Consider the following 21179-nt stretch of genomic DNA (forward strand, 5'->3'; position numbering starts at 1 on the left):
AAATTATCTGTCGGCAACAAGGGCGGCAATCTTCACGATGACGTTCATAGCCTTTTCCATGCTCTGAACCGGAACAAACTCATAACGACCGTGGAAGTTCAGGCCTCCGGCAAAGATATTGGGACACGGCAATCCTTTGAAAGAAAGCTGTGCTCCATCCGTGCCTCCGCGAATGGCTTTCACGCGAGGTTCAACACCTGCTGCCTTCATCGCAGCGAAGGCTATGTCGATGATATGCATCACCGGTTCTATCTGCTCGCGCATATTGTAATATTGATCACGAAGTTCAAGGGTGGCAGTACCCAAGCCATATTCATCATTTATTTTTCTCACAAGATGCTCCATCTCCTTCTTGCGAGCTTCAAAACGAGTGCGGTTATGGTCGCGAATAATATAAGAAACCGTTGTCTGTTCCACTTCGCCATTGATGCCGATCAAGTGATAAAAGCCCTCATAACCTTCGGTATGTTCCGGAGCTTCATGAGTGGGAAGCATAGTTATAAAACGGTTGGCCACACGAATAGAATTAATCATTTTGTTCTTGGCATAGCCGGGATGCACATTGCGTCCCTTGAAAACAATCTTGGCGGCCGCTGCATTGAAATTTTCGAATTCAAGTTCACCCACTTCACCGCCATCCATGGTGTAAGCCCAATCGCAACCGAATTTTTCTACATCGAACTTATGAGCACCCAATCCGATCTCTTCATCAGGATTGAAACCTATGCGGATTTTGCCGTGCTTGATTTCTGGATGTTCCTTCAGATAAACCATTGCCGACACTATCTCGGCAATACCGGCTTTATCATCAGCCCCCAGCAAGGTCTTTCCGTTGGTCACAATCAGGTCTTCGCCCTTATGGTCGAGCAATTCGGGGAATTGCGAAGGCGAGAGGACTATATTTTGCTCTGCACAAAGTAGAATATCTTTGCCATCGTAATTTTCCACGATACGGGGGGAGACATCCTTACCACTCATATCAGGGCTTGTGTCCATGTGGGCAATAAATCCGATGACAGGCAACGGTTTATCCGTATTGGCAGGAAGAGTGGCGAATAAATAACCATTTTCGTCCAAAGTTATTTCTTCCAGCCCTAAAGCTTCCAGTTCTTCTTTCAGATACTTGGCAAACACCATTTGCCCCGGAGTACTTGGGGTAACTCCACTGTCTTCATTCGCTTGAGTATCAAAACTTACATACTTCAGAAAACGTTCTACTAATGTCATATCCATAAGGCTTTAATTATTTACGCTTGAAAAAGGTGTTTATTGATTGCCGTAAAGGTAGAAAAAGGGAAGTGAATAGCCAAGCAATTCACTTCCCTTTTTCATTTTTTCATATGGCATTTTGTCAATTAGAAGTGGCTGCTGCCATCAAAACAATGCGTGCAAACTTTGCATTTAGGCAGACCGATAGCTTCTACCAGGGTTTCCAGCGTATTGAATTTCAAAGAAGAAAGTCCGAACCGCTCTCGAATCACCTCTACCATTTTCTCATATTCCGGTGAGCCGGTGGTGGCATACTTATCCAGGTTTTTCGCATCATCTCCTTCCAATTCTTTGATGATACGCCGCGTGATAAGTTCCAAATCGCTTTTAGAGGCCGTAAAGCCAATGAAAGGACAGCCGTAAATCAACGGGGGGCACGCAATACGGATATGTACTTCTTTGGCTCCGTATTCATAAAGAACTTTCACGTTGTCACGTAGCTGTGTGCCACGAACAATGGAGTCATCGCAGAATAACAGACGTTTCCCTTCGAGCATTGCCCGGTTGGGTATCAGTTTCATCTTTGCCACTAAAGAACGCATTTCTTGTTTGCTGGGTGTAAAGCTACGAGGCCAAGTAGGAGTGTATTTGGAGATGGCACGATGATAAGGAACTCCTTTACCTTCGGCATATCCCAAAGCCATGCCTACACCGGAGTCTGGAATACCGCAAGCACAATCTACTACCGAATTATCTTTTTGTCCCATTTTGAAACCGGAAGCGAACCGTACCTCTTCTACGTTTCTGCCTTCGTAGCAAGAAGTGGGAAAACCATAATATACCCATAGGAACGAACAGATTTGCATTTGCTCATTAGGCTTGCGCATCTGTTCCACGCCATCGGCTCGCAAACGGACAATCTCACCGGGACCGAGATAGCGTTCTATCTCATAACCCAGATTAGGGAAACTGCTCGATTCGCTTGTGACCGCATAAGCACCTTCTTTCTTGCCGATGACCACAGGTGTGCGGCCCCAATGATCGCGTGCGGCAATAATTCCATCTTCCGTAAGCAGTAGCATGGAACAAGAGCCTTTGATGTGCTTATACACATTTTCAATTCCTTCCACAAAGTTTTTGCCTTGTATTATAAGGAGAGCGATAAGTTCTGTTTGATTGGTTTTGCCCATGCTGAGCTCGGCGAAGTGCATGTTTTGGGCCAGCAGTTCTGTTTCAATTTCTTGTAGATTTACGATTTTGGCAACCGTTGTAATGGCAAAACGGCCAAGGTGAGAGTTCAGTATCAATGGTTGCGGATCTGTATCACTGATGATTCCTATTCCGGAATTCCCTTTGAACGTATCCAGTTCGTCTTCAAACTTCGTGCGGAAATAGGTGCTTTCCAGGTTGTGGATAGAACGGATAAATTCTCTTTTTTCTGTATTATATGTGGCCAGACCGCCACGTTTCGTTCCCAAATGGGAATTATAATCTGTACCATAGAACACATCAGCCACGCAATTAGCTTTGGCAACTGTGCCGAAAAAGCCTCCCATAAATCTTTTTTATTGTTGGTTACTAAAATTAACGGAGGCAAAGGTACAAAGAAGTTTTTTTTTCACGTTATTTTCTGTCGATACATATCTAAAAAAAACTTAGAGCCTATTTAACCGGAATTCGATATAAAGTAAGAATATCATCAGTTGCCTGCTATTTATGCTGTCTACCTCAATGGCCGGCTTCTCTTATGGTGTTCGATTTTTCTGTATTCTGTTTAATCGCAGTGTTACCTGAACTCGGTATAGGCTGCTTTTTTTGCTGAAGATGGGGGCATCCTGTCGGGCGGATATTTCCTGAATGCACCGGTTTACAGTGATTGGGCAGAAGAGAAGAGAGCCTTTCAGGCCGGCCGCCCTCGCCCTGTTTTGACAGCTGCAATCCTTTGTCGTGACAGAGGCAAGTGTTCAAGCCGACAGACACAAGTGTCTGACAAGGCAGGAGTAAACGCTTGATAACCAATGTGGTTTAGTTTTAAAATACAAGTCTCCGTATGAGGTTATCGACCTGCTTCTTATCCCGAATTCAGGCAGTGTTGTCTTGTTGAGAATTGATACTAAGTGTTTATCGAGAGGCATCCCTTGCAAGAGATACCTGTAAGCTGGTTTTGGTAGATATATATATCCATCGTGCTGCATCTATACTTCCAGCCGAGGACATCTATACTTCCAGCCGAAGACATCTATATAGCGAGCCGTGACGGGAAAGATAACACTCCAGAAAGTAAATGTTTTTCTTTTCCTGAAAGGCTTTCGGGATTGGACGTTCGTGATGTATCGTCAGAAATCGAATGTTGAGTAGATAACCGGATAAAAAAACACCCTGCAAAACGAAAAACTCTTTGCAGGGCGCAATTAATACCTCTAAAAACTCTCTTTACCTAATTAATGGACAAACTTTGATTCATTTCCATTTTTTCAGTGACTTTTTATCTGTGGAAGTGGCTTCAAACAAACTCAGGGCGAAACCGCCGCTGCGTGCTTCTTTCACAGATATCTTGGTCTTATGGGTCACAATGCCTTTTTTGATTTGATAAGAGGTGGGATTTGCTTGGTAGTCTGCATCTTTACCGTCCGCATAGAGGGTAGCCGCATACTGCTTACCCGGCTCCAAGAAATCAAGCGTAAAAGTGGCGGTACGCGCATTCTCATCCGTGATGCCGCCTACAAACCAATTGTTTGTGCCTTTTGCTTTACGGGCTACGGTGATGTAGTCACCCGGTTCTGCCTCTATATACTTGCTGTCATCCCAATCTACCGCAACGTCTTTGATGAATTGAAAAGCATCCATGTGCTTTTCGTAGTTCTCCACCAAGTCGGCAGCCATTTGCAACGGACTGTAAAGGGTGACGTAAAGAGCCAACTGTTTGGCAAGGGTGGTCTGAACTTGTCCGTGAGGCAGAGTACCCATAAAGTCAAGTTTCGTGTCGAATATGCCCGGTGTGTAGTCCATCGGGCCACCAATAAGACGATTGAACGGCAACAGCGTGGTATGGAACGGCTTACTGCCACCGAATGCTTCGTATTCAGTACCGCGCGCTGACTCATTAGCAATCAGGTTGGGATATGTACGGCACAAACCGGTAGGCCGCACAGCCTCGTGGGCGTTGACACAGATTTTATAATCGGCTGCTTTCTTCACTGCATAGAGATAGTGGTTGTTAAGCCACTGTCCGTAATGATGTTCTCCACGGGGAATCATATTTCCCACGTATCCACTCTTCACGGCATTGTAGCCATTGTCCACCATGAATTGATAAGCTTTGTCCATGTGTCGCTCGTAGTTGCGTATGGAACCGGAAGTTTCGTGGTGCATCATCAGTCTTACGCCTTTGCTCTTGGCATAAGCATTCAGCATCTTGATGTCAAAATCAGGATAGGGAGTCACAAAGTCAAATACATAGTCTTTCGATTTACCGAACCAGTCTTCCCAACCTTCATTCCAGCCTTCTACCAATACTTGGTCGAAGCCATGCCTGGCTGCAAAATCAATGTACTTCTTAACATTTTCATTGTTGGCTCCATGGCGTCCATTGGGCTTGGTTTTCGTATAATCCGTTTCGCCCAATTTTATAGAAGGCAAGTCATCTGTGTATGCCCAAGAACTTTTGCCGGCTATCATTTCCCACCATACGCCCACGTACTTCACCGGTTTAATCCATGAAACGTCTTCATAAGCGCAAGGCTCGTTCAGGTTCAATGTAATTTTAGACGCAAGAATATCGCGGGCATCATCGCTGACAATCACCGTGCGCCACGGCGAAGTACAAGGTGCCTGTAAATAGCCTTTGTTTCCTACAGCATCAGGTGTCAACCAAGATTCAAACACAAAGTTCTTGTCGTCCAGATTCAGATGCATGCAAGAGTAATCTACCAAAGCTGCCTCATGGAGATTGATATACAAGCCTTCGGCAGTTTTCATCTGCAAGGAAGTCTGAACGCCGGTCGGAGAAAACTGCGTTTGTGAAGAGTTCTCGGTAATGGCTTCATCCATCAATCCACGAATCTCGGAGAGTTTGGATTCGGTGTAATCGTATTCCTGTGTATCATAGTCGCCCGGAATCCAAAATGCCGTATGGTCACCGGTCATGGCAAACTGTGTACGCTCTTCTTTTACAATAAAATAATTCAGATTCTTCTGCAAGGGAAATTCATAGCGAAAACCAAGACCATCGTTAAACAACCGGAAGCGGATAATCATATTCCTGTCTTGCACTTTCTGGTTAAGCGTCACAACCAATTCGTTGTAGTGGTTACGGATGTACTTCACTTCACCCCAAACAGGTTGCCACGTTTCATCAAATGTAGATGTGCTTGCGTTGGCCAGTGTAAAACCGTTCATCAGTCCGGAATCGTTCTTCAGTTCCAATCCTAATTTTGAAGGGTTAATTACATTTTTTCCTTTATAAAAAAGCTCGTAAACCGGTTCGCCTTGCGCATTTACCGAAAAGTTCAGTTTGAATTGTCCGTTGGGAGAGGTGATACTCTCTGCCATTGCTGCACTACTCATCATCAAAACGAGCAGGAAGCAAGCCATTTTTGTGCAGATTGCTTTCATGTTTCTCATGCTACAATTTTTTAATAAAGTTTGTAGTGCAAATATATATAAGAACGAGCGACTTCCCGATATCATCAGATTGAAAAGGGGATGATTCACCGGAAAACGTTTGCATGAAGCTGCTGTTCTTAGTCACTGATTTCTTCCATAACCGGATTTTAATAATGGGAAGTGGCATGAACGGTTGTTTAAGACGAATTATCTTGCGATAATGTGCACAACAGGAGTCATCTCATGACCGAAGCATCGAATGACAAGGGAAGTAGTTCTCCTATATTGTTCAATTCATAGATTCCTTTTGTTCCATACAGTAATACACGCATGGGATGTTTGAAGCGTTTTTCCGTTTCGAGCATAACTTGCCGGCAGGCTCCGCAGGGTGGAATGGGAGCTTCCAGAAACTCACCGCGTTCATTGCGTGCTGCGATGGCTAAAGTGTCCACAGCTTGGTCGGGACATTGAGAGTTGGCGTAGAACAGTGTGGTGCGTTCGGCACAAATGCCCGAAGGATAGGCGGCATTTTCCTGATTAGAGCCTGTTATGATGATGCCGTTTGCCAGCCTTGCCGCAGCGCCTACCGAGAAGTGCGAGTAGGGGGCATAGCTGCGTTTGGTAGCCTCGCACGCGGCGTCCATCAGTTCGCGGTCGGTGGCATTCAGTTCTTCGTATTCGTATATTTTAAGTGCGATTCGGATATTCAGTTCTTTCATATAGAAGAGGTTTATATTGTAATTAATGTTACAAAGGTAGAAAAGAGATTGGTTTTTTCAATTCTTTTGCGGACTTTTGTATCGAACTCAACTATTGAAACATGAAATGTATTTTCAGACTGACCGTGGTCATAGCCCTCATATTCACTTCCGTCGCTTCGATACATGCACAGCGCAGAAATCCCCGCTTCAATGAATATATCAAGCAATACGCTCCGCTTGCCGTAGACCAGATGCGGAAGCATAAGATACCTGCCAGTATCACTTTGGCGCAGGGCTTGCTCGAAAGCGGTGCCGGACATAGTCAGTTGGCACGCAAGAGCAACAACCATTTCGGGATAAAGTGTCATCGCACTTGGACCGGAAGTAAGGTTTATCATGATGACGACGCACGCGACGAGTGCTTTCGTGCCTATTCCCACCCGAAAGATTCCTATGAAGACCATTCTCTTTTTCTAAGGCAGGGAGCCCGCTATGCATTTCTTTTCAGCCTGAAGATAACGGATTATAAAGGCTGGGCGCGTGGGTTGAAAAAAGCCGGCTATGCCACCGACCCTTCGTATGCCAACCGATTGATTACGATTATTGAGGACTATGAACTCTATCAGTACGACAGTCGCGGTATGAGCAGGGGCGAAACCCGCAACTGGGAGAAGGAGCTGAAGAAGAAACCATGGCTTGCCCATCCGCATCAGGTGTATATTGCCAATGACATAGCTTACGTGGTGGCGCACGACGGAGACTCTTTCCGCCTGCTGGGTAAGGAGTTTGACATCAGTTGGAAGAAGTTGGTGAGATACAACGACCTTCATAAAGACTATACATTGGAGGATGGAGACATCATTTATCTGAAAGGGAAAAAGAAAAAGGCCTCTAAAGCATATACCGTTTATATTGTGAAAGATGGTGATTCCATGCATTCCATTTCGCAGAAATACGGCATCCGTTTGAAGAATCTCTATAAGATGAATCGCAAGGATTCGGATTACGTTCCGGAGGTGGGCGACAGGTTGAGGCTGAGATAATGACCTGTATGCTGTGGGCTTACCTTTCCTATGCTGTGGGGAGAGCTCCTCTAAAGTGCGGGTTTACCATCCTTAAAGTGTGGGCTGACGTTCGCTCAGGTGTGGGGTTACGATTGCTTAGGTGCGGTCTTATATTTCCTTGCACGTCATAGTAGCGCTTCTGCCCCATTTTGTTCTTTCCTATCCGAAAATGTACAAGGTGTCCGAAAACGGACACCTTGTTTTTTGTCCTTTGCTCTTACTTTCAGTGATTTATGATTTTGGCATGGTATTGGTATTAATTCAGTGTTATGTTCGTAAACAGTAAAAACAGAAGATATGGATAGAGAAATTCCGAAAGAGGTGCGTAATAAAGAGCGCAATAAGAAAATCATCCGTTACGGTGTCATCGGCGCGGCAGGCGTTATTGTGGTCTGCGTGCTGATTTCATTGATGCGTACGGGAGTGAAGGTTAGCGACCTTGTATTCTCTAAAGTAGAGAAAGGCACGATTGAGGTCAGTGTCAGTGCATCGGGAAAGGTGGTTCCGGCATTCGAGGAGATCATAAATTCTCCCATCAACACACGCATTCTGGAAGTATATAAGAAGGGGGGCGACAGTGTGGATGCAGGTACTCCCATCATGAAGCTGGACTTGCAGAGTGCCGAGACGGACTACAAGAAGATGCTGGACGAAGAGCAGATGCGCAGTTACAAGCTGAAGCAACTGAAGCTTGACAATCAGACCAAGCTGACCGATTTGCAGATGAAAATCAAAGTCTCCGCCATGAAGCTGGACCGCATGAAGGTGGAGCTGCGCAACGAGCAATACCTCGACAGCCTTGGTTCGGGCACTACCGACAAGGTGCGTCAGGCGGAACTCAGCTATAACGTGGCGCAATTGGAGTACGAACAACTGCAGCAGCAATATGCCAACGAGAAGGAGGTGCTGGCTGCCGAATATCAGGTGCGTGAGCTGGAGTTCAGCATGTTTCGGAAGACTTTGGCCGAAACCAAGCGCACGCTGGACGATGCGCAGGTGCGTTCGCCCCGCAAGGCCATCCTTACATACATCAACAATCAGATTGGGGCGCAAGTGCCCGAAGGCAGCCGGATAGCCGTTATCTCTGACTTGAGCCACTTCAAGGTAGAGGGCGAGATTGCCGACACCTACGGAGACCGTGTGGCGGCGGGCGGACGGGCCATCGTGAAGATTGGCAGCGAGAAGCTGGAAGGGAACATCAGCAGTGTGACACCGCTTTCGAAGAACGGCGTGATATCTTTCACCGTGCAACTGAACGAAGACAACAACCGCCGCCTGCGTTCGGGGTTGAAGACGGATGTCTATGTGATGAATGCCGTGAAAGAAGACGTGATGCGTGTGGCAAATGCAAGCTATTACGTGGGGCGCGGAGAGTACGAGCTTTTTGTGCGCAACTCCGACCGGGAGATCGTGAAACGCAAAGTGCAACTGGGCGACAGCAATTTCGAGTTCGTGGAAGTCATCGGCGGCCTGCAGCCGGGCGACGAAGTGGTGGTGAGCGACATGAGTCAGTATAAGAACAAGAACAGGCTGAAGCTGAAAGAGTAAACAGAAGCTGGAAGAACAAACAGAAGCTGAAAGATTAAACGGAAGCTGAAAGAAGTAAACCGGAACAGAAAGAATAATCCCGATTAATATAATCTCTCAACATATTATGATAAAACTCTATTTCAAACAAGCTTGGGCATTGATGAGGCAAAACAAGCTCTTCAGTGCGCTCTACATCGTGGGCACGGGACTGGCCATTGCCATGACCATGATTATCGCCGTGGTCTATTACGTCAAGCTGGCCCCCGTCTATCCGGAGGTGAACAGGGCGAACACGCTCTATCTCACCAATGCCCGCTTTGATAAGAATCCCGGCACCGACCGCCGGCACACCTATCAGTGGGGTGTGTCTTACAAAGCTTTGCAGGAGTGGTTCTATCCGATGAAGAATGCGTTGGTCGTTTCGGCTTCCTTGAGTAACGACATGCAGGAGAACAGTTATGTGCAGCCTGTGGATGGAAGCGGCGATTTCTCCGTATCCGTCAAGCTGACCGACCCTGCCTTTTTCCGTATCTATGCCTTCCGTTTCATGGAGGGGAAGGCGTTTACGGAGGCCGATTTGGACGGAGGCATCCATACGGCCGTGATAACGGACGAGCTGGCCCACCGCCTTTTCGGCACGGCCGAGGGAGTGGAAGGACGTACGTTCAGTCTGAACTATGTGGACTACCGTGTATGCGGTGTGGCTCGTTCCGCCAGCTACCTGATGCGCAAGTCGTATGCGCAGGTCTATCTTCCTTACAGCGTATCGCCGGACTATCGGAAGGCGGAGTACGGCTTCGACTATCTGGGGGCGTTCGACGTGACTTTCCTTGTAGGGGACAGCCGGCAGGGCGAGGCTTTGCGGGCGGAACTGGAAGAGATTGTCCGTAAGGAGAACTCGATGCACCCCGATGACTGGATAGTGAATTTCTGGGAGCAGCCCACCACCCATTTGCGCAGCGTGTTTCAAGAATATGTAAGCCAAGAGTTTGATGCATGGCGCACGGTGCGCTACTTTGCGCTGATACTGATTGTATTGCTGCTGGTTCCTTCGCTGAATTTGAGCGGCATGATTTCGAGCCGCATGGACGGGCGGTTGGCCGAGATGGGTGTGCGCAAGTCGTTCGGCGCCGGGAGGCGGACGCTGCTCTCGCAGGTGATGTGGGAGAATCTGCTGCTGACGCTGATGGGCGGTGCGTTGGGGTTGCTGCTGGCATGGCTGACTCTCTATGTCACCCGCGAGTGGGTGTTCACGGTATTCGACGGTTGGCCGGGAATCATGCCCGAAGGAGTGGAGGTGCGCGTTTCGGGTGAGATGCTGTTTGCCCCGTTGGTCTTCTTGGCGGCATTGGTGGTATGCGTGCTGCTGAATCTGCTGTCGGCCTTACTTCCCGCCTGGCATTCGTTGCGCCGGCCTATTGTGAACTCATTGAATGAAAAACGTTAACCCTCTCGTTCCCGATGAGAGGTGATAAAATGGAGATATAGTTATGTTCAGACTTATATTGAAGAACCTTTGGGCACGCCGTCGCCGTAACGGATGGCTGCTGGCCGAGTTGTTGCTGGTAAGCATCCTCGCCTGGGTGATATTGGACCCCGTTATTGTGGTGACGCACGACCGCAGTATTCCCCTCGGCTATGACGCCGACCGTCTTTGCTTGGTTTCGCTGGCCGCTTTGCAGCCGGGCGCTCCGGACTATGATTCGGAGAAGCTGGACTCGGCCACGCTGATGAGCAGTTACATGAATTTGGTGCGTCGCGCCCGCGACTTCGAAGGCGTGGAGCGTACAACGCCGGTATTGGGCTTTTGCTATCCCTGCTCGCAAGGAAACAGCAGCAACGTCGTGATGGCCGAAAACGACACGCTGCGTTATCAAATGTTGCGGATGCAGTTTCTGCCCCATACGCAGTTCTTCGAGACCTACGGCTTCCGTCCGGCGGCGGGAAGAACGCCCGAACAGCTGTCCGACTGCGACTATGCGCAAAACGATGTTGTGCTCTCGGAGAATACCGCCCAAGCGCTTTTCGGACGGAGCGACGTGTCCGGCAAACGTTGCTATAATGCATACGCCAACGATACAACTTACTATCCGGTGGTCGGTGTGCTGGGGACGTTCAAGGCATATAGTGAATGGAAGCCCGTCATGGTTGCTTTCCGCCCCGTGCTGTCGGTGGACGTGACCGACATCCCGGAGAACGCACAGATATTGGTCAGGCTCAAGGAGGGCGTCAGCATGAAGCGTTTTCTGCACGACTTCCGTCCGTGGATGGTGAAAGAGCTCAGGGCAGGCAACCTCTTCGCCCGGCAGGTGCGCTCCTACGATGCCATCATTGCAGAGCGCGAGGCGACAAATGCGGGACCTATCTACCGCCGCAATCTGGCGATGGCGGCTTTCTTCCTCGTCAATCTCTGCCTGGGCGTCATCGGCACCTTCTGGTTGCAGACGCGTACACGCCGCGAAGAGGTGGGCGTGATGCTTTCGTTCGGAGGGACGCCCGGTCGCATCATACGCATGCTGATGGGCGAGGGGACGGTTCTCACGCTGACGGCTTCGCTTGTGGGTTTCTTCATTTACCTGCAATATGCCTTGAAGGAGGGGCTTCACAAGGGGCTGTCATGGATGGAGGGGGCGGCCGACTCTTATTGGGTGAGCGACTTCACGCAGCATTTCATCGGAGTATCGCTCATCATCTTCATCCTGCTGCTTGCAGTGGTGATGGCGGGCATCTTCTTTCCGGCGCGCAACATCAGCCGCATTTCGCCCACGGAAGCTTTGCGTGACGAGTAGGGGGCGAGTGTTGTGCAACGTGTTCTATGAGTTAATTATGTCATTGATTATGACATGCGTATGTCGTTACCTATGAGATGCTGATGTCATTGCTCATGAGATGCTGATGTCGTTGCTCATGAGATGCTGATGTCGTTGCCCATGAGATACTGATGTCATTGCTCATGAGATGCTGATGTCATTGCCCATGAGATACTGATGTCATCGCCCATGAGATACTGATGTCATCGCCCATGAGATGCTGATGTCATTGCTCATGAGATGCTGATGTCATTGCCCATGAGATGCTGATGTCATCGCCCATGAGATGCTGATGTCATCGCCCATGAGATACGTATGTCGTCACTCATGAGATATATAGGACATGTTTAATGAGATATATAGGACATGATCAATGAGATATATAGGACGTCGCCCATGAGATATAATAAACCAAATAATAACAATTTAATACTTTACCATTATGATTAAGTTAACAGGCATCAACAAGATTTATCGTACGAACGAGATTGAGACCGTAGCATTGGAGAATGTAAACCTCGAAGTGAACAAAGGCGAGTTCCTCAGCGTCATGGGGCCGTCGGGTTGCGGCAAGTCTACCTTGCTGAACATTATGGGCTTGCTCGATGCTCCTACCAGCGGCACCATCGAAATTGCGGGCACCGAAGTAGAAGGCATGAAAGATAAGGAACTGGCCGCATTCCGTAACCGGAATCTGGGCTTCGTGTTCCAGTCTTTCCACCTGATAAACTCATTGAACGTACTGGACAATGTAGAGTTGCCCCTGCTATACAGAAAGGTGTCGGCCAAAGAGCGTCGCCGGCTGGCGGAAGAGGTATTGCAGAAGGTGGGGCTGAGCCACCGCATGCGTCACATGCCTACGCAGTTGTCCGGCGGTCAGTGCCAGCGTGTAGCCATTGCCCGTGCCATTATCGGCAATCCGGAGATAATCCTTGCCGACGAGCCTACGGGTAATCTGGACTCCAAGATGGGTGCCGAAGTCATGGAACTGTTGCACCGGCTCAACAAAGAAGACGGGCGCACCATCGTGATGGTGACGCACAACGAAGATCAGGCCAAGCAGACTTCAAGAACTGTCCGCTTCTTCGACGGACGGCAAGTGGAATAAGCCGGGCGGCAAGAAGAACACAGATTGAAAGAGCGAGACAAGATAAGAACAAGTATGACAGATGTCGCCTCTACGTACGGGGTGGCATAGGCCGTGTGAATACACGCGCTTTAAAGGATAGGACGTTGAGTTATGATTAAACAATATATCACACAAGCATTGGCGCAGCTTCGCCAGCAGCCCGTCATCAGTGCCGTAGGCATAGCGGGCACGGCGCTCGCCATTTTCCTCATCATGCTGGTGGTGATGATTCAGCAGGTGCAGGTGGTGTCCTTCGCTCCCGAGAGCAATCGCGACCGCTTTCTGCACGTCAAGTGGATGAGCATCAACCATAAGGACTGGGGAGAGGGGAGCACCAGCAACGGGCCGATGAGCGTGCGCACAGCCCGCGAATGTTTCCAGTCGTTGAAGACACCGGAGGCTGTCACCATTTATGCCTGCATGACGGTTTCCACACCCGTCTCCCTGCCGGGGCAGCCTGCCACGGGCATAGACCTGCTGCAGACGGACGACGTGTTTTGGCAGGTGTTCGATTTCTCTTTCATCGGCGGAAAGCCCTACGACAAGGCCACGTTCGATGCCGGGAGGCCGGTGGCGGTGGTCACGGAAAGTGTGGTACGCCATCTCTTCGGCACGACGGACGTCATCGGGAAGGAGTTTCTGCTGAATCATGCCCCCTACCGGGTATGCGCGGTGGTGAGAGATGTCTCTACGCTTGCTTCCACAGCCTACGGGCAGGTATGGATACCGTTCACTTCTACCGACTTCGAGCAAGACACTTGGACCGATGACCACATGGGAATGGCCAGCTGTACGATACTGGCCCGTCATCGCAGCGACTTCCCCGCCATACGCGAAGAGGTGGAGCGACGCAGGCAGGAGTATAACAAGGTCATCGGCGAGGAAGGCTACACGCTGATTTACCGCAACCGCCCTTACGACCAAGAGAAGAATGCGCTTGTGATAGGGGCCAACATAGAACCCGATGTGAATGCCGCGCGGCGTCAACGGCTGATTGTTTTCGCCATCCTCCTGATTGTGCCTGCCATAAACCTGAGCAGCATGACGCAGAGCCGCTTGCGCCAGCGTGTCAGCGAGATAGGTGTGCGGCGGGCTTTCGGAAGTACGCGCATGGAAATCATGGGGCAGATTGTGGCGGAGAACATGGTGGTGACGCTTCTGGCCGGCGTGCTGGGGCTGCTGCTGAGTGTGGCGTTTGCCTATGCGGCCGACATGATGCTTTTTGCCGAAGGATTCCGAAAGACGGTAAACGTGCCGGTGGTCGACGCCTCTATTCTGATACATGCCTCCACCTTCGGTTGGACACTGCTTTTCTGCTTCGTACTGAATGTGCTGAGCAGTGGTTTCCCGGCATGGCGCGCTTCGAGAGTGGGAGTGGTGAACGCATTGGGAGGACGTCTGCATTAAGATGCTATTTCTAAAATCTCAAACTATACATCAATGACTAAGAAATTATTGACACAGATAAAGAACGAGTGGCAAAGCAATGTCTGGCTGGCTCTGGAGCTGTTGGTGGTCAGCGTGGTGATGTGGTACATTGTGGACTACATCTATACAAGTGCGGCCACTTACTTGGAGCCGAGAGGCTTCGACATCGAGCATTGCTACCTTATCAATATGGGGATGCTGACGGACAAAAGTCCCGATTATATCCCCAATCAGACCGCAGAAGACCGCTATAACGACGTGCAGGAGATGCTGAACAGGCTGCAACACCGTCCGGACGTGGAAGCCGTAAGCCTTTCGCAGAACTCCTTTCCTTATAACGGAAGCAACAGTACGACGATGGTGCGGTATGATACTTTGGAATCGCATCAATGGACGATACGCAGCCTTGTGACGCCCGATTTTGTACGGGTGTTCCGCTACCGGGGCACGCGTGGCGAAACACCGGAACAGTTGGCCGAAATCCTGAAGGATCCGAGGCAGTTCCTTGCCTCGGATAATCTTTACAGAAAGTACGACCTTACGATGACTTCGTTGGTGGGGAAGCCTTTCTTCCTGTTCGGCGACACCGTCAATGCGATTAAGCTGGGCGCAGCCTTGCAGAATGTGAGATATAGCGACTATCAGCAGGCCCGCAGTTCCTACCGGATGGTCTACAGGTTGCCGGATAACATGATGTATTACAGCAATGAATGGTGCGTGCGGGTGCGTGCCGACCAAGACCGTGACTTCATCGACCGCCTGAAGGCCGATAGCGAGAAACTCTATCGCGTGGGCAATCTTTTCATTGCCGAGGTGCGCTCGTTTGCCGATGTGCGCGAAAACTTCCAGCGGAGCTGGATGTCGCAGTTGCGCAACTACGTGGTGGGCATGGGCTTCCTGCTGCTCAATATCTTTCTCGGTTTGCTGGGCACGTTCTGGTTTCGTACGCAGCAACGCAAGTCGGAGATTGCTTTGCATAAAGCGCATGGTGCAACGGACGGCGGCGTATTCAGGCGTTTGCTGTGCGAAGGCTGGCTGCTCTTGTTGTTGGTCACCCCGTTGGCATTGCTCGTCGATTATCATCTGGCCGATTTGGAACTGAACTCTTGGCGCAACGGAACCACACTGGAGTGGGGGCGTCTGCTGTTGTGTGCCGTCATCAGCTTCCTGTTGATGGCACTGATGATTGCCGTCGGCATCGGCATCCCCGCCCGCAAGGCGATGAACATACAGCCTGCCGAGGCGCTGCACGACGAATAGGTAATGAATTGGAACTTAAATATAAAGGAATGAAACAGATTGTCTCTCAAGCCGTCCGGCTGATGCGACAGCATCCTTTTCATGCTGTCATCAGTGTGACGGGAACGGCTGTTACCATCGCTTTCGTAATGGCGGTGGCGATGATTTATGATTTTCGTACGGCTGATATGGCTCCGGAAGCAGACCGTTCCCGGCTGATGTATGTGGGCGATGCCACGACCTATCGCCGCAGCAATCATAGCGATGTCAATAACGGTGGAATAGGCCGTATGGCATTCGAAGCACTTTTCAATGATTTGGACGGTGTGGAAGATGTGACTTGGTATCGCGGTGTATCCAAATCCATCTGCGGGCTGCCGGCTTCCAAATCGACCTACAACTATTTTGCCCGTCCGGTTGCAGGCAATTGGTTTGATTTCTTCCGCTATGAGTTTGTTGCCGGACGCCCCTTTACCGCCGAGGAATACGATGCCTCTCGTTGGGTATGTGTCCTTACCGAACATGCCGCTTTACAGCTTTTCGGTACGACGGATGTGGTGGGCGAGGAACTCCGGATAAGTTTCTTTCCGGCGCATGTGGTAGGTGTGGTGAAGGATGTCAATGCCATTTTCCAGACAACCTATGCCGATATCTTTACTCCTTTCTCCTTGGAGAATGAAGATGGTTACTCCAACCGCACGGGAGGCTTGCGAGGCATTCGCCGCTGTGTGCTGAAACTCTCGGCCGATGCCCGGCCTGCCGACATCCGTGCGGAAGTGCAACATCGGCAAGACCGTCTGAACAGTTCCGCGGCCGAATATGCTTTTGAGTTGACGTCTCTTTATACCCATGTCGGGTATACGTTCTTCCGCGACAAAAGCGTCAGTGCCTCGTTGGTTTATGGGTTGCTGGCGATGGTGTTGCTCATCGTTCCCGCCATCAATATTTCCGGCATGACACATGCGCAGATGCAGGAACGCGTCACCGAGATAGCCGTGCGCAAGGCCTACGGAGCCTCGAACGCTTCCATCATTTACCGCTTGTTCACGGAGAACCTGCTTGCGGTTTTTGTCGGCGGTGCGCTGGGTTATTTACTCTCTTGCCTGCTGGTATGGTTGGGGCGGACATGGTTGTTCGGCACAGGCGATGTAGAATTGTCGGGCATCAGTGTGGGCGGAGGTCTGCTGCTTCGGCCCGTGCTGTTCGGGCTTGTGTTTGTCGTTTGCCTGTTGTTTAATCTGCTATCGGTGCTGTTGCCGGCCTATATGGCTTCTCGACGCAACATAGCATCCACTTTGAAAGGAGAAGAAAAATGATAAAGAGCTTGTTCTGTCAGATATGGAATCGGCGCCGTTCCAATGCATGGATAGGTGCGGAATTGTTGGTGGTGCTTGTGCTGTTGTGGTACGGCATCGACCTGATATACAATTACGAGGCGGCTGCCCGCCGGCCCAAAGGCTATGATACGGAGAATGTGTTTCATGTGCAGCTCACCATCGAGCCCATGCTTTCGCGCGATTCTGCCATGATGAGCCGTTCTGCCGAATATCTGGAGCAGATATACGGTCTCATCAGCCGCTATCCCGGTGTGGAGTCGGCTTGCTACTATTGGGGAACTGTTCCCTATACCGAGCAGGTTATGTTCGAGGGATATGCCCCTCATATCGACTCTACCCATGTGGTGCACTGCAACATTCGTTACGTCAGTCCCGACTATTTCGACGTGTTCCGCCTGAAACCTTTGCGCGGCACTTTCGATGCAGACCATTGGCTGAAGGACGAATATCCCATGCCCGTCATGATGAGCGTTGCGTTGAGCGATTCGCTTTTCAGTGGGCGTAGCGGGGTGGGAGAGACGTGTTTCAATCCTTATTATATGCAAAGTGCCCGGCCTGAAACGAACTATAAAGTGATGGCGGTGCTTCCCGCCCATAAGACGGATGAATACGAGCGCTACCAACCTTTCATCTACCTCCCGGCCACCGCTTCCCTGCCGGGACATTGGGCCGTCATTGCCGTCCGTGTGTCGCCCGGTTCTGCGGCCGGCTTTGCCGAACGTTTTACGGCCGACATGCAAGGCCGTCTGGCCATCGGCCCCTACCATCTGTACGACATCCGTTCGTATGCCGACATGAAGGAGGCCTTTGATATCGAAAAGGGTACGGTGAATTATCTGAACACCACTTATGCGGTGATACTTTTCTTTGCATTCAATGTCTTTCTGGGAGTGTTGGGCACTTTCTGGTTCCGTACCCGCAAACGGAGAAGCGAGATAGCCTTGCGCATGGCATTGGGCAGTTCCCGCTCCGGCGTTTTCGGTTATTATGCGATGGAAGGAATGCTGTTGTTGGCTTTGGCGGCGTTTCCGGCCTTGATTGTCTGTGTAAACATGCAGGCGGCCGACCTCACGGTACACACATTGATGGATGTCACTCCGGGGCGTTTCTTCTTATGTTTCGCTGTTGCGGTGTTGCTGTTGGCCGTAATAATCATGCTCGGCATCTGTTTCCCTGCCCGCAAGGCGATGCGGATACAACCTGCCGAGGCGTTGCACGATGAATAGACTTTTTTATCCTTTTTCGGTATTCGTGCATTAAGATGCGGATGATGCCTCTATAGAGATGCGGGTACTCTCTCTATAGAGGCGTTGACACTCTCTCTATAGAGACGTTGATGCTCTCTCTATAGAGACGCATGTGTTGTCTCTATAGAGAGATTGGCCGCATCTCTATAGAGAGGTGAATGCCATTGTAGCCATAAGATGTTTTCTCATTAAAAAAAGCCGTTGAAATGACAAAACCATTATCTTTGCGAATGTAATGACCGATTTAATGGGCAAACAGCGTATACTATGAAAAAACTCTTTCTATCTCTGCTCTTGGGAATGACAGGTGTGCTATTCGGAACGATCTCGGGTGCAGACCGTGCATACAATATACTGTTTATACAGTCGTATACCAATAATACCCCTCACCACGATTTGCTTATCGAAGGGTTGGAAAAAGGTTTGAACAAAGAAAATGTCAAAGCAGATGTCACTGTGGAATATCTCAATGCCGATTATTGGCGTTATGTTTCGGAATGTGCGATTATGCGCCGCATTTGCGAACGGGCGCGGCAACGCCGGACGGATTTGATAGTGACGGCAGGTGACGAAGCATTTTATGGTTTGATGAAGTGTGGAGATTCATTGGGATATCAGTTGCCGGTTGTCGTTATGGCTGTTAAATACCCGAATGAAGAGTTGATGAGAAACTTGCCCAATGTTTCAGGCTTTACGGCCGAAATAGATTTCAGAAAGCTGCTCGATGAGATGAAGCGCATATTTCCGCATCGTAAAGAGGTTGTTTGCCTTTCCGACAGTTCTCTGCTCAGCCGTAGAGGAGTGAAAGCTTTTGAAAATGTATGGTACGAGTTCCAGAAGGAGAATCCGGAATATACCCTTCTCGGCAGTAATGTACAGAAGCAATCCCCTATAACAGTCATCTCTTCCGTTTGCTACAGCTATAATGCTTATAATCGTATTGTGGTTGCTCCCAAGTGGAGTCCTTTTCTCTCTTTCATAGGTAAAAATTCCAAGGCGCCTGTCTTTACCGGGCAAAATCTGGCACTGACAAACGGAGTGTTCTGTGCTTATGACGTGGAACCTTTGGAAAGTGCTTTGGTGAGCGGAAAACTGGCAGCACGGATATTATTGGGAAAAACCACTCCTTCAACTCATGGGATTGTCAATCTCGAAGGGACGTTTCTGTATGACTACAAGCAACTGGCTTTTTTTCATGTGAACGGCAATGTTGCAAACAAGCATGGCGTAGTCATGAACATTCCTTTTAGCGAGCGTTATACGGCATGGATCATTACCTTTTATTTGTTTGTTGTGGCATTGCTGGTCGTACTGGTAATCCGATTGATACGAACCAACAGAAAGGAAGCCCGCCGTCGCATTCAAGCCCAGACCCGCCTCTTGATTCAATCGCGGTTGGTGGAACAGCGAAAAGAGTTCGATGATATATTTTACTCTATCCGCGACGGTATTATATCTTATGATACCGATTTGCGCATTCATTTTATCAACCGCTCGTTGAGGCAGATGCTCGGACTCCCGTTTAAGGTGCATTCGGCTTGTTCTTACGAGGGACAGGTGGCAGGATCTGTTTTTCATATATATATCGAAGGAAAGAGTGTCTTGAATGACTTGTTGAAGCAGGCTCTTGTGCAACAGAAGATTGTACCGATTCCCTCCAATGCTTTCATGCGCGAAAATCGGAAAGGACTTTACTTTCCCGTATCCGGCGAGGTTGTGCCTGTTTTTGCCGGAGGCGGAATAAATGGTGTCGTATTGATATGTCGTAACATTTCTGAAGAAGAAAGACAGAAACGTCTTTTTCGTATGGCTATGGATGAGAGTTCCATATACCCGTGGCAGTTCGACACACACACGCAACGCTTCAACATCTCCGAAGGCTTGCTGTCTCATTTGGGTTATTCGGCAAACCGCGGACTTATGACTCCCGAAGAGATGCAAAGCTTGATACATCCCGATGACCGGGAATCGACTCATAATAGCTTTTTGGATCTCTTGCATGGAAAATGTGCCAATGTGCGTATGAGTTTCCGGGTGAAGAAACCCGAAGGGGGTTATGGATGGTGGGAGTTTCGTTGTACCATCTATAAGGGCTTGGCCATTGATGTTCCTTATATGGTGCTGGGCGTAGGGCAGAGCATCCAGCGATACAAAGACACGGAGACCGCTCTGATTGCTGCCAGAGACCATGCTTTGCAGGCCGATAAACTTAAGTCTGCTTTCTTGGCGAATATGAGTCATGAGATACGTACTCCGCTGAATGCGATTGTAGGATTTTCGGATTTGCTGAAAGACTTGAACTCTTTCACTACAGAAGAAGTGCGGGACTTCGTAGAACTGATCGGGGTCAACTGTAATTTGTTGTTGGCTCTGTTCAATGATATTCTCGATTTGTCGCGTATAGAGGCGGGTACGATGGATTTTAAAATCTCCGATTACAATCTTACTTCCATCATGCAAGAGATATACAGCAGCCAACGCATTGGGATGCCCCAGGGAGTGAAACTCTGCATTAAATGTCCTGTGGATGGAGAACAGTCTATACAGACGGATGTCGTCCGCTTGAAGCAGGTTGTGAATAATTTGATAAATAACGCCAAGAAATTTACCCTACAGGGCAGCATTACGTTAGGATATACAGCCGACGAGCCGGGATACATCACCCTCTTTGTGGAAGACACCGGTAAGGGCATTTCGGAGAAGGAACTCAAGCATATCTTCAATCGTTTTTATAAGGGGGATAACTTTACTCAAGGCGCCGGTTTGGGATTGAGTATTTGCCAGACCATAGTAGCCCGTCTCAATGGAACAATCTTCGTTTCTTCTGAAGTGGGAAAAGGAACGCGCTTCGAGGTGAGGTTGCCTGATAAGATAAAATGA

14 protein-coding genes are annotated in these 21179 nt (G+C 49.4%); 10 read left to right on the forward strand and 4 right to left on the reverse strand.

The window, feature by feature from the left end; genetic code table 11:
- Positions 1-3: 3 nt before the first annotated feature.
- The 4 genes from pepT to cdd form a co-directional block, all read right to left on the reverse strand.
- Positions 4-1227 carry a peptidase T gene (gene pepT, locus C3V43_RS01365; protein ID WP_106070398.1) on the reverse strand — a complete coding sequence of 408 codons (1224 nt, stop codon included), beginning with the start codon at positions 1225-1227 and terminating at the stop codon, positions 4-6.
- Between the two features lie 128 nt (positions 1228-1355).
- A complete protein-coding gene (locus C3V43_RS01370) occupies positions 1356-2765 on the reverse strand; it encodes an amidophosphoribosyltransferase (RefSeq protein ID WP_106068283.1) in 1410 nt (469 codons plus the stop codon).
- Between the two features lie 904 nt (positions 2766-3669).
- A complete protein-coding gene (locus C3V43_RS01375) occupies positions 3670-5832 on the reverse strand; it encodes a glycoside hydrolase family 97 protein (RefSeq protein ID WP_106068284.1) in 2163 nt (720 codons plus the stop codon).
- A 218-nt stretch (positions 5833-6050) separates the two neighbouring features.
- Positions 6051-6533: a cytidine deaminase gene (cdd, locus tag C3V43_RS01380; protein ID WP_106068285.1), complete on the reverse strand. Its 483-nt coding sequence runs from the start codon at positions 6531-6533 to the stop codon at positions 6051-6053.
- A gap of 101 nt (positions 6534-6634) precedes the next feature.
- Here cdd and C3V43_RS01385 point away from each other — a divergent pair, with 101 nt between their 5' ends.
- From C3V43_RS01385 to C3V43_RS01430, 10 genes are all read left to right on the forward strand, one after another.
- Complete coding sequence (locus C3V43_RS01385; RefSeq protein ID WP_106068286.1) at positions 6635-7558, forward strand: glucosaminidase domain-containing protein; 924 nt, start codon at positions 6635-6637, stop codon at positions 7556-7558.
- A 318-nt stretch (positions 7559-7876) separates the two neighbouring features.
- The gene (locus C3V43_RS01390) at positions 7877-9127 is read left to right on the forward strand and encodes an efflux RND transporter periplasmic adaptor subunit (RefSeq protein ID WP_106068287.1); all 1251 of its coding nucleotides are present in this window, start codon (positions 7877-7879) and stop codon (positions 9125-9127) included.
- A gap of 106 nt (positions 9128-9233) precedes the next feature.
- Entirely contained in the window at positions 9234-10556 is a 1323-nt protein-coding gene (locus C3V43_RS01395) for an ABC transporter permease (protein WP_106040658.1), read from the forward strand.
- A gap of 43 nt (positions 10557-10599) precedes the next feature.
- Entirely contained in the window at positions 10600-11898 is a 1299-nt protein-coding gene (locus tag C3V43_RS01400) for an ABC transporter permease (protein ID WP_106040657.1), read from the forward strand.
- Positions 11899-12361: 463 nt separating this feature from the next.
- Positions 12362-13027 carry an ABC transporter ATP-binding protein gene (locus C3V43_RS01405; RefSeq protein WP_106040656.1) on the forward strand — a complete coding sequence of 222 codons (666 nt, stop codon included), beginning with the start codon at positions 12362-12364 and terminating at the stop codon, positions 13025-13027.
- Between the two features lie 132 nt (positions 13028-13159).
- Positions 13160-14455 carry an ABC transporter permease gene (locus C3V43_RS01410; RefSeq protein ID WP_106068288.1) on the forward strand — a complete coding sequence of 432 codons (1296 nt, stop codon included), beginning with the start codon at positions 13160-13162 and terminating at the stop codon, positions 14453-14455.
- 33 nt (positions 14456-14488) lie between these two features.
- Positions 14489-15736 (forward strand): FtsX-like permease family protein, encoded by a 1248-nt coding sequence (locus tag C3V43_RS01415; RefSeq protein WP_106068289.1) that lies wholly within the window; start codon positions 14489-14491, stop codon positions 15734-15736.
- Between the two features lie 29 nt (positions 15737-15765).
- Positions 15766-17031, forward strand: coding sequence for an ABC transporter permease (locus C3V43_RS01420; RefSeq protein WP_106068290.1), 1266 nt, complete (start codon positions 15766-15768; stop codon positions 17029-17031).
- On the forward strand, positions 17028-18278 hold the full coding sequence (locus C3V43_RS01425; RefSeq protein ID WP_106068291.1) for an FtsX-like permease family protein: 1251 nt from the start codon (positions 17028-17030) through the stop codon (positions 18276-18278). The genes C3V43_RS01420 and C3V43_RS01425 overlap by 4 nt, the downstream gene beginning before the upstream one ends.
- Positions 18279-18566: 288 nt before the next feature.
- Positions 18567-21179, forward strand: coding sequence for a sensor histidine kinase (locus tag C3V43_RS01430; protein ID WP_106068292.1), 2613 nt, complete (start codon positions 18567-18569; stop codon positions 21177-21179).

Origin of the sequence: Prevotella heparinolytica (genome assembly GCF_002998535.1) — a bacterium.
GTDB lineage: Bacteria > Bacteroidota > Bacteroidia > Bacteroidales > Bacteroidaceae > Bacteroides > Bacteroides heparinolyticus.